General features: G+C 70.8%; 18 protein-coding genes and 1 tRNA gene. 14 read left to right on the top strand and 5 right to left on the bottom strand.

The window, feature by feature from the left end; translation table 11 throughout:
• Positions 1-91: 91 nt before the first annotated feature.
• Positions 92-1,546: a recombinase family protein gene (locus tag Q1V88_RS04505; RefSeq protein ID WP_300678452.1), complete on the bottom strand. Its 1,455-nt coding sequence runs from the start codon at positions 1,544-1,546 to the stop codon at positions 92-94.
• Positions 1,547-1,569: 23 nt separating this feature from the next.
• On the opposite strand from Q1V88_RS04505, the gene Q1V88_RS04500 reads away from it, so the two are divergent.
• The 8 genes from Q1V88_RS04500 to prfB are packed head-to-tail and all read left to right on the top strand — an operon-like array spanning position 1,570 to position 6,444.
• On the top strand, positions 1,570-1,995 hold the full coding sequence (locus Q1V88_RS04500; protein WP_300678844.1) for an ATPase, T2SS/T4P/T4SS family: 426 nt from the start codon (positions 1,570-1,572) through the stop codon (positions 1,993-1,995).
• 1 nt (position 1,996) lies between these two features.
• Positions 1,997-2,851 carry a type II secretion system F family protein gene (locus tag Q1V88_RS04495; RefSeq protein ID WP_300678450.1) on the top strand — a complete coding sequence of 285 codons (855 nt, stop codon included), beginning with the start codon at positions 1,997-1,999 and terminating at the stop codon, positions 2,849-2,851.
• Positions 2,848-3,777, top strand: a complete 930-nt coding sequence (locus Q1V88_RS04490; RefSeq protein WP_300678448.1) for a type II secretion system F family protein — start codon at positions 2,848-2,850, stop codon at positions 3,775-3,777. Before Q1V88_RS04495 ends, Q1V88_RS04490 begins: the two co-directional genes overlap by 4 nt.
• A gap of 28 nt (positions 3,778-3,805) precedes the next feature.
• Positions 3,806-4,018 carry a hypothetical protein gene (locus Q1V88_RS04485; RefSeq protein ID WP_300678445.1) on the top strand — a complete coding sequence of 71 codons (213 nt, stop codon included), beginning with the start codon at positions 3,806-3,808 and terminating at the stop codon, positions 4,016-4,018.
• A 1-nt stretch (position 4,019) separates the two neighbouring features.
• A complete protein-coding gene (locus Q1V88_RS04480) occupies positions 4,020-4,394 on the top strand; it encodes a TadE/TadG family type IV pilus assembly protein (RefSeq protein ID WP_300678442.1) in 375 nt (124 codons plus the stop codon).
• Positions 4,391-4,864, top strand: coding sequence for a hypothetical protein (locus Q1V88_RS04475; protein ID WP_300678441.1), 474 nt, complete (start codon positions 4,391-4,393; stop codon positions 4,862-4,864). The genes Q1V88_RS04480 and Q1V88_RS04475 overlap by 4 nt, the downstream gene beginning before the upstream one ends.
• On the top strand, positions 4,854-5,291 hold the full coding sequence (locus tag Q1V88_RS04470; protein ID WP_300678439.1) for a pilus assembly protein TadG-related protein: 438 nt from the start codon (positions 4,854-4,856) through the stop codon (positions 5,289-5,291). The genes Q1V88_RS04475 and Q1V88_RS04470 overlap by 11 nt, the downstream gene beginning before the upstream one ends.
• A gap of 4 nt (positions 5,292-5,295) precedes the next feature.
• Entirely contained in the window at positions 5,296-6,444 is a 1,149-nt protein-coding gene (gene prfB, locus Q1V88_RS04465; protein ID WP_366914061.1) for a peptide chain release factor 2, read from the top strand.
• A gap of 38 nt (positions 6,445-6,482) precedes the next feature.
• On the opposite strand, the gene Q1V88_RS04460 is transcribed toward prfB, so the two are convergent.
• Positions 6,483-7,097, bottom strand: coding sequence for a hypothetical protein (locus tag Q1V88_RS04460; RefSeq protein WP_300678435.1), 615 nt, complete (start codon positions 7,095-7,097; stop codon positions 6,483-6,485).
• A gap of 74 nt (positions 7,098-7,171) precedes the next feature.
• Between Q1V88_RS04460 and ftsE the strand changes: the two genes are divergently transcribed.
• The 4 genes from ftsE (at position 7,172) to smpB (ending at position 10,759) form a co-directional block, all read left to right on the top strand.
• Entirely contained in the window at positions 7,172-7,855 is a 684-nt protein-coding gene (gene ftsE / locus Q1V88_RS04455; protein WP_300678433.1) for a cell division ATP-binding protein FtsE, read from the top strand.
• Between the two features lie 22 nt (positions 7,856-7,877).
• Positions 7,878-8,789 carry a permease-like cell division protein FtsX gene (gene ftsX / locus Q1V88_RS04450; protein ID WP_300678431.1) on the top strand — a complete coding sequence of 304 codons (912 nt, stop codon included), beginning with the start codon at positions 7,878-7,880 and terminating at the stop codon, positions 8,787-8,789.
• Positions 8,790-8,916: 127 nt separating this feature from the next.
• On the top strand, positions 8,917-10,242 hold the full coding sequence (locus Q1V88_RS04445) for a M23 family metallopeptidase (protein WP_300678429.1): 1,326 nt from the start codon (positions 8,917-8,919) through the stop codon (positions 10,240-10,242).
• Positions 10,243-10,279: 37 nt separating this feature from the next.
• Positions 10,280-10,759: an SsrA-binding protein SmpB gene (gene smpB / locus Q1V88_RS04440; protein WP_300678427.1), complete on the top strand. Its 480-nt coding sequence runs from the start codon at positions 10,280-10,282 to the stop codon at positions 10,757-10,759.
• Position 10,760: 1 nt separating this feature from the next.
• On the opposite strand, the gene Q1V88_RS04435 is transcribed toward smpB, so the two are convergent.
• Entirely contained in the window at positions 10,761-11,510 is a 750-nt protein-coding gene (locus Q1V88_RS04435; RefSeq protein ID WP_300678424.1) for a CAP domain-containing protein, read from the bottom strand.
• A 273-nt stretch (positions 11,511-11,783) separates the two neighbouring features.
• Here Q1V88_RS04435 and Q1V88_RS04430 point away from each other — a divergent pair.
• Positions 11,784-11,859 (top strand) — tRNA-Arg (locus tag Q1V88_RS04430).
• Positions 11,860-11,869: 10 nt separating this feature from the next.
• Here Q1V88_RS04430 and Q1V88_RS04425 read toward each other — a convergent pair.
• Positions 11,870-12,247: a helix-turn-helix domain-containing protein gene (locus Q1V88_RS04425; RefSeq protein WP_300678421.1), complete on the bottom strand. Its 378-nt coding sequence runs from the start codon at positions 12,245-12,247 to the stop codon at positions 11,870-11,872.
• 95 nt (positions 12,248-12,342) lie between these two features.
• On the opposite strand from Q1V88_RS04425, the gene Q1V88_RS04420 reads away from it, so the two are divergent.
• Positions 12,343-13,194 (top strand): SDR family oxidoreductase, encoded by an 852-nt coding sequence (locus tag Q1V88_RS04420; RefSeq protein WP_300678419.1) that lies wholly within the window; start codon positions 12,343-12,345, stop codon positions 13,192-13,194.
• Positions 13,195-13,293: 99 nt separating this feature from the next.
• On the opposite strand, the gene Q1V88_RS04415 is transcribed toward Q1V88_RS04420, so the two are convergent.
• Positions 13,294-14,670 carry an aminopeptidase P family protein gene (locus tag Q1V88_RS04415; protein ID WP_300678418.1) on the bottom strand — a complete coding sequence of 459 codons (1,377 nt, stop codon included), beginning with the start codon at positions 14,668-14,670 and terminating at the stop codon, positions 13,294-13,296.
• Positions 14,671-14,680: the final 10 nt, after the last annotated feature.

Here is a 14,680-nt window from a genome sequence, read left to right as displayed (position 1 = left end):
CCCCTCGATCGAGACCGAACATAGCGATCTCGCACGGGGGGGCTCTTGCATGTCCGCTACGCAGGAGGGACGCCTCTAGGGTACGGGGCGGCTACGCGGGCTCCGGCTCGTCGGCGAACCAGTCCACCTTGATCCGATCGAGGTTGACGACCTTGCCGCGTCCTGGCCCCTGCTTGGGCTTGCCGCGTACGACGACGATGGGCCTCGCGAGGTTCTCAGCAAGCATCTGGCGGCGTCCCTCGAGGTTGCTCGTCGCCCATCGCTCGGCGACCGTCTCCCCGGTCAGGTGAATGGTGTCCATGCGCTGCACGGGCGTCGCCTGGGCCGCTTCCAGTGCCGCCCTGGCCTTCTGCGCGGCCTCGAAGTTCTCGGCAGTCAGTGCCTCACCCAGAGCCTTTTGGGCAGCGGCGTCGGCCTCCTTGGCGGCCTCGAGCTCCTCGCCGCCCATGAGCACCGTTCGGATCTCGCTGTAGGGCTCGTCGCCGAACCGCTCGAGGAACCGGCGCTCGATCTCGTCGTCACAGGCCTTGGCTCCGATGGTGGCGCCACCTGGGCATGTGCCGTTCTGGCCCTGTCGGAGGCAGACGTACCGGGTCGGATAGTTGGTGCCGTCGCCCTTGGGTCGTCCTCCGGCCGTTGTCAGGTTGCCGCCGCAGCCACCGCAGCGCCCGAGGCCGCTAACGAGCAGATGGGCAGCCGGTCGACCGCCGTTGTGCTTCTTCACCCCGTGCCGCGAGGGCTGCAGCCGCTCCCCGAGAGCGCGGTACGTCGCGGCGTTGAAGATGTGCTCCCTCGACGGCTCGCTCAGGAGGGTGTTGATCAGCGTGGTGCGCTGCCACTCGAAGCCGCGCCGCGTCTTGTGGCCCTCGCGATTCAGCCAGAAGACCGTCTGCCGGAGCGAGTCTCCCCGGAGCACTCGGGCAGCCGCCTCCTCGAGGACGACCGCCTCGGCGTCGTCGCGCTCGAGGTACTTGCCGACCTTGCCGCCGTCCATCGGGTCGGGGCGCTCAACGACCCGGCAGCCGAACGGGATGGCGCCACCCGGGAAGCGCTTGGAGTTGGCGAGGCGCTGCTTGGTGTCGATGTTCCGCTGCTTGATCCGCTCGCGCTCTGCTCGGGCGACCTCGGCGGCGATGACGAAGCGCCAGCGGAAAGCCTCGGCGTCGCGCTCGGAGTCGAGGCCGTCCACGGTGACCAGCCGGGCGGGGGAGCGGACGACAGCGCCGGTCGTGGAGTCCTTGCCCTCGACGACGTCGAGCACCATGGCGGCGGCGTTTACACCCTCTCGCGTGAGCCGGTCGCTGTGGCTCGCGATGAGGGTCCAGACGTGGCCCTTCCGTGCGTCGGCCAGCCAGGCCAGGAACTCGGGCCGGTTTCGGATGGCGCCGCTGGTGCCGTTGTCGACGTGGACGGCGTACACGTCCAGCCCCAGGCTCGCGGCGAGCTTGTGACAGTCGTCGATCATGCCCTCGAGGCTGAGGTTCGACCCCTTGGCCTGACGAGACAGACGGATGTAGAGCGAGGCGCTCCCAGCGGCATTCTTCATGCGAAAAGTATATCTGTGTGCAGATGCGGCCCAGCCGGATCCTGATCGGCGAGGTCCGTGCCGCCGAGGCACTCGACCTGCTGCTGGCCCTCAACTCCGGTGTCCCCGGGATGGGCACCGTGCACGCCAACTCCGCACGCGAGGCGCTGAGCAAGCTCGCCGCGCTGCCGCTGCTCGCCGGGGAGAACATCTCCTCGCGCTTCGTCGTGCCGACCGTCGCCTCGGCGATCGACCTGGTGATCCACCTGGACCTGGACCAGCGCGGCGTCCGGCGGGTCACCGAGATCATCGGGGTGTCGGGCCGCGTCGAGGGTGACGTGATCGAGACCTCGACCCTGTTCGAGCGTCGCGACGGCGTCCTGACGCGCGGCGCCGGGCTGGCTCCGCGACCGGAGCGGTTCGAGCGGCTCGGGATCGACATCGGGCGCGTGCTGGCGGAGGCGATCTGAGATGGGTGCTCTGGTCGGTCTCGGGGTGGGCATCGGACTGGTGCTGTGCTGGTCGGCCTTCGCGCTGCCGCGAGCGCCGCGCCGACCCCGCTCGGGGCCGGGGCCGGGGCAGGGGCTGCTGACCCAGGCCGGGCTGAGCGGCGTCTCGTCGACCAGCTTCGTCGGGCTGTGCGCGGCGGCCGCGCTGGTGGTCGCCCTGGCAGTGCAGGTGCTCTCCTCGGCGCCACCCGTCGCGGTCGCGTTCGGGGCGATGGCGGGCTATCTCCCGGTCGCGGTGGTCCGGGGCCGGGGGCGCCGGCGCCAGGCCGAGCTGGCCCAGGTCTGGCCCGAGGCGGTCGACAACCTCGCCTCGGCGGTGCGGGCCGGGATGTCGCTGCCCGAGGCACTGGGGGCGCTGGCCGAGCGTGGCCCCGAGGTGCTGCGCGACGCGTTCGCCGCCTTCGCCCTCGACTACCAGGTCTCGGGCCGTTTCGGGGCGGCCCTGGACCGACTCAAGGCGCGGCTGTCCGACCCGGTCGGGGACAGGGTCGTCGAAGGGCTCCGGATCGCCCGGGAGGTCGGCGGCGGCGAGCTCGGGCCGATCCTGCGCAACCTGTCGGGCTTCCTGCGCGAGGAGGCCCGCACCCGCTCCGAGCTGGAGGCGCGCCAGGCCTGGACCGTCAACGGCGCCCGGCTCGCCGTCGCAGCACCGTGGCTGGTGCTGCTGCTGATGTCCTTCCAACCCGAGGTGATCGCGCGCTACGCCACCCCGGGCGGCGCACTCGTCCTCGCCGTCGGTGGGGTGCTGTGCGTGGCCGCCTACCGGGCGATGATGCGGATCGGCCGGCTCCCGGTCGAGCGTCGGGTGCTGTCATGAGCCTCGCGGGTGCGGTGCTGGGCGGGTGCGCCGGGGTGGGCCTGCTGGTGATCGGCGTACGGGTGCGGGCGATCCGTCGTCCGCCGTACGCCGACCGCGTGCTGCCCTGGCTGCGGGACCTGCCCGCCCTGGCGACGGTGCCGGGGCGTCAGGTCGAGGCCGGCCCGCAGGGGCTGGGCGGCCTGGTCGGCCTGCTGCTGGCCTCGGCTGCCGGCGTCGTCGAACGCGGCCTGGGCGGCACCGCCTCGGTACGGCGGCGTCTGGAACGCGCCGGCCTGGAGCGCAGCGTCCAGGAGTTCCGGATCGAGCAGGTGCTGTGGGGGCTTGGCGCGTTCGCGGTCGCCGCGGTCTGGGGGCTTCTCCGTGCCGGGACGGGCAGCGGCTCGGCGGTGGCAGCCCTGGTCTTCTGCGGCGCGGCGCTCCTGGTCGGCGTGCTCGCCCGCGACAACCGGCTGAGTGCTCAGGTCAAGGCCCGGGAGCGACAGATCCTGGTCGAGTTCCCGACCGTCGCCGAGCTGTTGGCCCTGGCGGTCGGGGCGGGGGAGAGCCCGGTGGTGGCACTCGAACGGGTGGTCGCCCGCAGCGGTGGTGAGCTCTCCCGCGACCTGGCCCGGGTGCTGGCCGAGGTCCGCACCGGGACGCCCGTCGCTCAGGCGTTCGACGCCCTCGCGTCTCGCACCGGTCTGGCGGTGGTCGCCCGGTTCGCCGCCGGGATCGCGGTCGCGATCGAGCGGGGCACCCCGTTGGCCGACGTACTCCATGCGCAGGCGGCCGACGTCCGTGAGGCGGGTCGGCGTGAGCTGATCGAGGTCGCCGCCCGCAAGGAGGTCCTGATGATGGTGCCCGTCGTCTTCCTGATCCTGCCGACCACCGTCGTCTTCGCCTTCTACCCGGGCCTGATCGGCCTCCACCTGGTCGTCTCCTGATCCACCTCACTCTCGGGAAGGTCACACCATGCATCACATCGTCCGTCGCAGCACCCTGCTCCGACTCTCCGCCCTCGTCACCCTCCTCACCGTCCCTCCGGCGCGTCGCGGGCAGCGCGGCGACGTGCCCGGCTGGGTGCTGGTCACGGTCATGACCGCGGGCCTGGTCGCCGCGCTGTACTCGATCGCCGACGACCAGCTCCGCGCGCTGCTGACCAGCGCGCTCAACAAGGTCTCGTGAGGTGCGACGCCAGCGCGGAGCCGCGGTGGTCGACTTCGTCCTGATCCTGCTGATCCTGGTGCCGCTCTTCCTCGGCATCCTGCAGGTGTCGCTGGTCCTCTTCGTGCGCAACACCCTGGCCAGCGCCGCGGCCGAGGGCGCGCGCGTCGCCGCCGCCAGCGACGGCGATCTGCCCGGCGGCGTGCGACGCACCCGTCAGGAGCTGCGCGGTGTGGTCGCCGCCCGGTACGCCGACGACGTCCGTGCCACCACGGTGCTGATGGATGGGGTCCCGGCCGTCGAGGTGAGCGTGCACGCCACGGTCCCCGCCCTCGGGATTGGCGGGCCCGGCATCGCGCTCACGGTGCGGGGCCACGCGATCCGGGAGCGGCCGTGAGGATCGTTCGGCGGCACCGGCGCCTGCGCCGCCGGAGCCAGCGGGGGAGTGCCCTGGTGGAGTTCAGCTGGCTCGCGATCATGCTGATGGTGCCGGTGGTGTGGCTGGTGCTGGCGGTCTTCGACGTGCAGCGGGCCTCCTTCGCCCTGACCAGCGCCGCCCGTTCCGCTGGCCGGGCCTACGCCCTGGCCGAGACCGACGCCGCCGGACTGGCCGCCGCCCACGCCGCGGTCCGGGTAGCCCTGGCCGACAGCGGCGGGCAGGCCCCGCCGGTCTCGCTCACGGTGACCTGCACACCCCGCCCACACTCCTGCCACGACGCCTCGTCGGTGGTCACCGTCCGGCTCCACACCGCCGTCGGACTGCCCTGGCTGCCGGCCTCGTTCGGCCTCGGGCACCCGACCTTCGCCCTCGAGGCCCGCCACGTGGTGCCGATCGGGCGCTACCAGGAGTCCGACGATGCGTCGTGAGCGCGGATCGACGATCCCCCTGATCATCGGCTTCACCGTGATCCTGCTGCTCGCCGCGGTGGTCGTGATCGACGCGACTGCCGCCTGGCTGCAACGCCAGTCCCTCGACAACGTCGCCGACGGTGCCGCGCTCTACGCCGCCGACGCGGCCGCCGAGGGACGCGAGGTCTACACCGACGGGCTCGGGTCCACCCTGCGACTCGACCCGGCGGTGGCCCGCCGCGCCGTCCACGAGTACGTCGTCACGTCGGGCGCCCGGGAGCGGTACCCCGACCTCACCGTCGGAGTGCGGATCGAGGGCAACCGGGTCCGGGTCGACGTACGGGCACGACTGGACCTGCCGTTGCGGCTGCCGGGCGGGCCGAGGTCGCCGGTGGTCAGCGGTCACGGCGCGGCCCTCACCCAGGTCGACGGGCTCGGAGACTGAACCGATTCGGGGCCGGCCCCGCGGGCCGGTAGCCTCAGGTGTTGTGGCTATCGACTTCGACGCGGAGCTCAAGCAGCTCGCCGCGACCATGCACACCATCGAGCAGGTGCTCGACATCGAGGCGATGCAGCGCGAGATCGCCAGCCTCGAGGACCAGGTCGCCGCGCCGGACCTGTGGGACGACCAGGCCAACGCCCAGAAGGTCACCGGCCGACTCTCCACCCTGCAGGGGGAGATGGAGCGCTTCACCAGCCTGACCAGCCGGATCGAGGACCTCGAGGTCCTCTTCGAGTTGGCCGGCGAGGAGGGCGACGCCGACACCCTGGAGGAGGCGGCCGCCGAGCTCGAGCGGGTGAAGAAGTCGGTCGAGGGCATGGAGGTCCGCACCCTGCTCAACGGCGAGTACGACGCCCGTGAGGCGATCATCTCGATCCGTTCCGGTGCCGGTGGCGTCGATGCCGCCGACTTCGCCGAGCAGCTGATGCGGATGTACACGCGCTGGGCCGAGCAGCACAAGTACCCGGTCGAGGTCTACGACGTCTCCTACGCCGAGGAGGCGGGGATCAAGTCCGCCGAGTTCGCCGTGCACGCGCCGTACGCCTACGGCACGCTCTCGGTCGAGGCCGGCACCCACCGGCTGGTCCGGATCAGCCCGTTCGACAACCAGGGCCGTCGCCAGACCTCCTTCGCCGCGGTCGAGGTCGTGCCCGTCCTGGAGCAGACCGACGACATCGAGGTCGACGAGAACGACCTGCGCGTCGACGTCTTCCGCTCCGGTGGCCCCGGTGGTCAGTCGGTCAACACCACCGACTCCGCCGTCCGCCTGACCCACCTTCCCACCGGGATCGTGGTCAGCTGCCAGAACGAGAAGTCCCAGCTGCAGAACAAGGCCTCCGCGATGGTCGTGCTCAAGGCCAAGCTGCTGGCGAAGAAGAAGGCCGAAGAGGCAGCGCTGAAGAAGGACCTCAAGGGCGACGTGGCCGCCTCCTGGGGTGACCAGATGCGCAACTACGTGCTCAACCCGTACCAGCTGGTCAAGGACCTGCGCACCTCGCACGAGTCCGGCAACCCGGCCGCCGTGCTCGACGGTGACATCGACGCCTTCATCGAGGCCGGCATCCGCTGGCGTCGCGGCGCCGACAAGGACGACTGACCCAACGCAGCCGACCGTCCCGGCTCAGTGTGAGCCGGTCAGGGCTGGGCCGTCGGCGCCCTCTGGGCCGCCAACGCCACGCTGGCGCACCAGCGCAGTGCCAGCGGGGTCGTCGTCGCGCTCGGACCGGTCAGCGTGCAGACCAGCCAGGCGTCGCCGTACAGGCCCCGGTAGCTCACCGTGTCGCCGCAGCTCAGCGCGATCGAGGGCGAGCCGAACGCGGGGGCGCCCGGGATCGGCGTACAGCCCTTGACCGCCTTCGCGGCGGCGACCAGGTCACCGGCCTCGGCGACGGTGACCGGGGGAGCGAAGACCCAGGCCGACGCCGAGCGGGCACCGGCGGTCCACGAGCAGCCGTACTCGTGGGCGACGTCGGAGACCGAGCCCAGCGGTGCGGTGTCGCCGTTTTTCCAGGTCGTCGACGTAGCGGCGCCGGCCCCGAGGGCGGCGGTCACGTCGGCAGCGTCGACCGCGCCGCACATCGGTGCCCGCGCCAGCGTCATCGTGGTGGTGTCGAGGGTGCTGAGGCTGTGCGCCAACGGGGTCGCGACAGGGGCCGCGGGGTCCGACAGCGACACGCCGACACCGACCGCGACCGCCGATGTGATGACCGCCACCGCGAGGGGGCGCCATCGCCTGAACAACCAGGTCACACCCCGAGCCTATTGGCCCGACCCTCACGGCGCGGATCCCGGGATACCACCACCCAGCGCCTATCCTCGATCGGGTGATTCGCTTCGAGAAGGTCACCAAGACCTATCCAGGGACCGGTCGCCCGGCGCTGGATTCGGTCTCCGTCGACGTCGAGAAGGGCGAGTTCGTCTTCCTCGTCGGCCAGTCCGGATCGGGCAAGTCGACCGCGCTGCGGCTGATCCTGCGCGAGGCCCGGCCCACCGAGGGACGGGTCTACGTCGCCGGCAAGGAGATCAACCGGCTCGCCGGGTGGAAGGTGCCGGGCCTGCGCCGCCAGATCGGCACCGTCTTTCAGGACTTCCGGCTGCTGCAGAACAAGACCGTGACCGAGAACGTCGCCTTCGCGATGCAGGTCACCGGGCACAGCCGCGCCGAGATCGCCCGCCGCGTCCCCGAGACCCTGGAGCTGGTCGGCCTCGACGGCAAGGGCGACCGGCTGCCCGACGAGCTCTCCGGTGGCGAGCAGCAGCGCGTCGCCGTGGCGCGGGCGTTCGTCAACAAGCCGATGATCCTGATCGCCGACGAGCCGACCGGAAACCTGGACCCGGCCACCTCGGTCGGGATCATGAAGCTCCTGGACCGGATCAACCGCACCGGCACCACCGTGCTGATGGCGACGCACGACGCCGGCATCGTCGACCAGATGCGCAAGCGCGTCGTCGAGCTGGCCGATGGTCGCGTCGTGCGCGACCAGAGCCAGGGCAGCTACGGCGTCTGAGCCGGACCGGAAAAGGGATCTCATGCAGCTTCGTTACGTCTTCACCGAGCTCGGCCAGGGCCTGCGTCGCAACCTGTCGATGCACATCGCCGTCGTGCTCACCCTGTTCGTCTCGCTCACCCTGGTGGGCTTCGGTGCGATGCTAAACCAGCAGGCCACCAAGGCCTCGGACCAGTGGGGCAACGCGCTCCAGGTGACCGTCTACCTGTGCCGGGACAAGGACAGCAACCCGGCCTGCACCTCGCCAGCCACCGACGCGCAGAAGTCGGCGATCGAGAAGGTGCTGACCGACAACTCCAACGTCAGTTCCTACTACCTGGAGTCCAAGGACACCGCGTTCAAGAAGATCAAGGAGCTCTACGGAGCCGACCGCTTCACCGGCCCGAACGCGGTCGCGACCGTCGACATGATGGCCGAGTCCTACTGGGTCACGCTCAAGGACCCGCACCAGGCCGACCTGGTCAAGGAGGCCGTCGTCGGACTCGACGGGGTCTCCCACGTCCAGGACCTGCGTGGCGTGGTCGGACCGATCCTCAACACGATCGATGCGATGAAGTACGCCGCCCTGGCGATCGCCGCGTTCCTGGTGATCGCCGCACTCCTGCTGGTCGCGAACACGATCCGGCTCGCGGCCTACGCCCGCCGGCGGGAGATCGCGATCATGCGGCTGGTGGGTGCCTCCACGCTCTACATCGCACTGCCGTTCCTCCTGGAGGCGCTGGTCACCGCGGTGATCGGGGTGGCATTGACCGCGGGGGCGATGTGGGCCTTCATGGAGTTCGCGGTGCGCCAGACCCTGGCGCCGAAGCTCGACTTCATCCTCTGGGTGGGCTGGCACGAGTTCGGCATCGCACTGGCCGTGGTGGCGATCCTGGGGCCGCTGCTCACGCTGCTGCCGACCCTCTTCCTCACCCGGAAGTACCTCCGCGTCTGAGGCGTCGGCACCTCGGAGTCTGCTGTGGATCGGCGACACGGCGCAGGAAATGCGCCGGTCGCCGATCTTTGCGTCTTACCGTCGACAGACACGTTTTTCGACCTCTTCCCCAAACAAAGGCGACACGGTGCGTACCTTCCCCCGCGCCCGGAGCCGGCGACTTGCGGCGGCCTCCCTGGCCACCCTCACGATCGGTGCTCTGGCTGTTCCCCTCGTCGATCCGGCGATCGTCCCCTGGGCCTCGGCCTCCGACGGCGACAAGCTGAAGAAGAAGCAGAACGACGTCAAGCAGCAGCTCAAGAGCGCCGGCGCCGACCTGGACGAGTCCAGCACCGAGCTGGCTGCGGCCAACACCAGCCTGGCCAAGGCGAACGCGACGCTGTCGGCGGCGCAGACCAAGCTGGCCGCCGCGAAGGCGAGCCTGGCCAAGGCCGAGGCGGCGCTGGCCACGGCTCGTGCCGAGGACGCTCGGATGCAGGCGGCCCTGGCCGCCGCCCAGGCGCGACTGGCCCAGGCCAACACCGACCTCAAGACCGGCACCGCCGCTGCCGCCGTCCAGCGGGAGAAGGCCGAGTCGACCCTGATCAGCTTCGCCCAGGGCGGTGACCCGCGGGTGCTGGCACTCTCGGCGCTGCTCAACACCAACGGTCCGGAGGACCTGGCCCGGCAGCAGGAGTTCAGCTCCACCGTGGTGGACGGCCAGACCCAGGCGTACGCCGAGCTGCGGGCCGCCGAGGTGCTGCTGACCGTCCGCAAGCGCCAGGTCAAGGACGCCACCGCCAAGGTGGCGGTCCAGCGCCAGGAGGCCGCCGACCACCTCACCGTGGTGCAGGGGCTGGAGACGCAGGCCTCCCAGGCTCAGGCCCAGGTGGCCTCGTGGGTGAGCCAGGCCGCCGGTGCGCAGAAGGCAGCGCAGAACGCTGCCGCCACTGCGGCCAAGCAGAAGGCCCACGACGTGTCGGTGCTCAAGGCGCTGAAGAAGGAGGACCAGCGGATCCGGCTGCAGATCCTCGCTGCCTCCAAGAACGCCACCAACCACAGTGTCGGCAGTGTCTCGGGGCTCTTCATCCAGCCGGTGGCGAACTCGTACATCACCTCGCCGTACGGCTGGCGCAAGCACCCGATCTACGGCTACTGGGGCCTGCACGACGGCGACGACCTGCACGCCCCGTGCGGCACCCCCGAGGTCGCCGTGGGTGACGGCAAGGTGACCGACGAGTACTTCTCCAGCGTGTGGGGCAACCGGCTCTTCCTCGACCTGGGCAAGTTCAACGGTCACAACTACACCGCGATCTACAACCACATCTCGGCCTACAAGGTCGGGGTCGGGGCCGTGGTCGCGCAGGGTCAGACCCTGGCACTGGCCGGCACCACGGGCTGGTCGACGGCCTGCCACCTGCACTTCACCATCCTCAAGGACGGGACCGCGATCGACCCGCAGACGGTGATGTGAGTGGAACTCGGTTGACCTCATTTGGGATGATGGGGGCATGGTACGCGAACAGGGGCAGAAGCTCATCGCCCAGAACAAGAAGGCGCGCCACGAGTACATCATCGAGGACACCTACGAAGCCGGCCTGGTCCTCACCGGCACGGAGGTCAAGTCGCTGCGTCAGGGACGCGCGTCCCTCGTCGACGGCTTCGTGGACTTCGACGGCGGCGAGGCGTGGCTGCTGGCCGTGCACATCCCGGAGTACTCCCAGGGCACCTGGACCAACCACAGTGCGCGGCGCAAGCGGAAGCTGCTGCTGCACAAGATGGAGATCGCCAAGATCGAGCGCAAGGTCGACGAGAAGGGCATGACGGTCGTGCCGTTGAGCCTCTACTTCAAGGACGGCCGCGCGAAGGTCGAGATCGCCGTGGCCAAGGGCAAGAAGTCGTGGGACAAGCGCCAGGCGATCGCCGAGCGCACCGCGAACCGCGAGAAGGAGCAGGCCGTGGGCCGCTACCTCAAGGGCATGCGGGACTGAGTCAGTACTTCGCGAAGTCCTGGACGTACCAGGGCTGCCCCTTCGCGTCCCGGGCGAAGCCGATCCCGATGCTGGTGAAGTCACCGAGCAGGTTGGCCTTGTGTCCGGGGCTGGCGTACCAGGCGGCCGTGATCCGGTCGACGGAGTAGCCCATCCCGATGTTCTCGCCGATCCGGCGCCAGGCGCCCGGGACCTGCGAGCCGAGCTGGGAGTTGTGCACCATCGAGCGGTTCGTGGCCATCCACGTCGCCCAGTTCTGGGCGACCGTGGTGAGGTCGGCCTTGAGCACGAGGGGCGCGAGCCCGGCCGCAGCCCGGTAGGCGTTGGTGTCGGCCAGGATCTGCTGGCGGGCGCGGTCCACCTCGGAGCCGGCGGCGACCGGGGGAGTGACCCCGGTGAGCGTGACCACCCGGGAGCGGGCCGCGCGGAGCTTCTTCGTGGCGGTGGTGAGCACCCGGTAGGCGTGCGCGCCGGCCCGCACCGAGACGGTGAACGCGTAGGCCTTCCGCTTGCCCTGGCGATGGGTGGCCAACGTCTTCCAGCGGCCCCCAGACCGGGTCTGCAGGCGCACCTTGAGGCCGCTGGCGCGCTTGCTCACGGTGCCGCGGACGGCGACGTTGGTCCCTGTCGTCGCGGTGGCGGCGGCACTGATCGTGACGGTCGGCGGCGCCGCCGAGGCCGGGGTCACCAGGCCGACGGACCCGATCAGGACGGCCAGCAGCGTGCTGAGGGCGGCGATGCGCTTCGACATGAGACTCCCGAGTGGAGACGAACGGCGGACACCCGCCACGACGGACCCCACGGCGGATACCCAGATTGAGGTAAAAGTTTCTCCTAGCCGCCCAGGGTGCCGGTTTGGGACCCCTGCTGTCGAGGGCCGGCGGCGGCCCACGGTCCTGAGTCGGTCCTGGGTCGGTCCTGTGTCGATCCGGGGCGTCTCGGTGCTCCCGGACGGCATGGGACCGTGGACGTGGGGGCCGGGGCGCGCGACACTGATCGGAGATGCCAGGATTGGCCCGTCCCAGCCTCCGTAGCTCAGGGGATAGAGCAGCGGCCTTCTAATCCGCCGGTCGAAGGTTCGAATCCTTCCGGGGGCGCCAGTCCTGCTCGTCAGGCGTCGTCGCGGGCGGTCTGCTCGGCGTGATCGGCGAGCCAGACGAGCAGCGGGCGCAGCATCAGCGCCAGTTCCTCGCCCGCCCGGGTCAGGCTGTAGTCGACCCGGGGTGGCATCACCGGCTGCTGCTCGCGGTGGACGAAGCCGTCGGCCTCCAGGATCTTCAGGGTCTGGGCCAGCATCTTCTCGCTGACCCCCTCGGCCCGTCGGCGCAGCTCGCTCCAGCGGTGCGGTCGCTCGGCCAGCGAGACCAGCACCAGCACGCCCCACTTGCTCATCACGTGGTCGAGCAGCGCCCGGCTCGGGCAGTCGGCGGGGAAGACGCCTCCGGGGAAGCGGGTCTGCAGCTCGATCAGGTCGGGGGCGGTGCTCATCGCGCCACCTTACTTGAAAGTGCGTACTGTCATCTGGGAAGTGACTCTCTTCAGGATGGGTTAGACCTGATGTCACCCTCGAAAGGACCACTTCCATGACCATCGCCGTCACCGGTGCCACCGGCCACCTCGGCCGCCTCGTCATCGACGCACTCCTGGCTCGCGGCGTCGCCGCCTCCGACCTCGTCGCCGTCGGCCGCAGCGAGGAGCGCCTCGCCGCCCTTGCGCCCCTCGGCGTCCAGACCCGCGTCGCCGACTACACCGACGTCGCCGCCCTGACCACCGCCTTCGCCGGCGTGGACCGCGTCCTGCTGGTCTCCAGCAGTGAGGTCGGCCAGCGTCTGCCCCAGCACCTCAACGTCATCACCGCGGCCCAGGACGCCGGCGTCGCGCTGCTGGCCTACACCTCGATCGCCAACGTCACCGAGGGGTCGATGGCGCTGGCCGCCGAGCACCTCCAGACCGAGCTCGCGATCGAGGAGTCCGGCCTGCCGCACGCCTTCCTGCGCAACGGCTGGTACATCGAGAACTACACCGACCAGCTCGGCGTCCAGCTCCAGCACGGTGCCGTGCTGGGCAGTGCCGGCACCGGCAAGGTCTCGGCCGCCACCCGCGCCGACTACGCCGAGGCTGCCGCCGCGGTCCTCCTCGACCCCGCCCCGCGCGAGTCCTACGAGCTGGGTGGCACGCCGTTCACGCTGCCCGAGTACGCCGCCACCGTCACCGAGGTCACCGGCACGCCGGTGGTCTACACCGACCTGCCCGCCGCCGAGTACATCGAGGCGCTCACCGGTGCCGGCGTCCCCGCGCCGTTCGCCGAGATCCTGGCCGACTCCGACCTCGGCCTGGCCCGCGGCGACCTGTACGTCGACTCCGGCGACCTCAGCACCCTGATCGGCCGGCCCAGCACCCCGCTGGCCGACGTGGTCCGGGCCGCCACCGCCTGAGTCACCTCGGCCAGTCGCCCCCGGCAGTACGACGATGGCGGGACCACCCCTCGGGGCGGTCCCGCCATCGTCGTACGGGAGCAGCGATCAGGGCAGAAATCAGGGGATGAGGCGACCCATCCACTCCTCGATCGCCTCGACCTCGCGCGGCAGCGCCGCCGACAGGTTCCGGCTGCCGTCGGCGGTCACCAGCAGGTCGTCCTCGATCCGGATGCCGATGCCACGCAGCTCCTCGGGCACCAGCAGGTCGTCGATCTGGAAGTAGAGGCCCGGCTCGACGGTGAGGACCATGCCCTCGGCCAGGGTGCCCTCCAGGTAGGCGTCGGGCGCCGAGGAGGCGCAGTCGTGCACGTCCATGCCGAGCATGTGGCTCACCGAGTGCAGCGTCCAGCGCGAGTACACCTTCGAGTTCTCGTCCAGAGCCTCCTCGACGGAGACCGGGAGCAGGCCGAGGTCGCCCAGGCCGTGGGCCAGCACCTCGACCGCGGCGTGGTGCGAGGCCCGGAAGGCGGCACCCGGCTTGATCGCCTCGATCCCGGCCTGCTGAGCGCGCAGGACCAGGCTGTACAGGTCGCGCTGCAGCGGCGTGAACGTGCCGCTGACCGGCAGCGTGCGGGTGATGTCGGCGGTGTAGAGGTTGCGGCCCTCCACGCCCATGTCCAGCAGCGCCAGCTGGCCGTCGCGGACCGGGCCGGTGTTGTCGATCCAGTGCAGGGTGGTGGCGTGCGAGCCCGCGCCGACGATCGAGTCGTAGCCGATGTCGTTGCCCATCGCGCGGGCCCGACGGAAGAACGTGCCCTCGATCCAGCGCTCGCCGTAGGTGCGGACGTTGTCCCACTCCTTGACGGAGTCCTCGAAGCCCAGCGCCGTGATGTCGCAGGCCTCCTGGAGCTCGCCGATCTCCCAGGCGTCCTTGACCAGACGGGCCTCCGAGGCCACCCGGGTCAGGTCCTCGTCGGTGCCGTGCACCCGGGTGGGGGTGGCGTCGCGCAGGGCGGCGTCGAGGTCGTCGACGTGGCGGACCTCGATCCCGAGGGAGTCGCTGATCTCCTTGGCCGAGGGGCGACGGCCCGCCCACAGCTCGCCGTAGACCCGGTCGCGGAAGAACTCGTCGGTCTCACGCGAGGAACGCGGCCGGGCGTACAGCACGGCACCACCGTCGGGCTCGATCACCAGGGTCGCGTCCGAGGTCTGGTTGCCGGTGAAGTAGGTGTGCGCCGTCTCGGGACGGAACCGGTAGTCGGTGTCGTTCGAGCGCACCTTGTAGGTGCCCGACCCGATCACCAGGCGCTCGCCGGGGAATTGCGCGGCCAGGCGCTCGCGGCGGGCGGCGGCCAGCGCGGCCACCGGATGCGCGGCGACGTCGAGCTCGCGATCGCCCCAGCCGGACCGCATGAAGCTCGACCACGCCTCCGGCACCTTGCCGTCGTGGGACTGCGTCGCGGGGGTCGTGCTGGGAGTCTGCTCGGTGCTCATGACTCCACTG

It is taken from the genome of Nocardioides sp. (assembly GCF_030150155.1).
In the GTDB taxonomy this organism is placed as follows: Bacteria; Actinomycetota; Actinomycetes; order Propionibacteriales; family Nocardioidaceae; genus Nocardioides.
The sequence above is the reverse complement of the archived record's forward strand: the minus strand, read 5'-3'. Positions and strand labels throughout refer to the sequence as shown.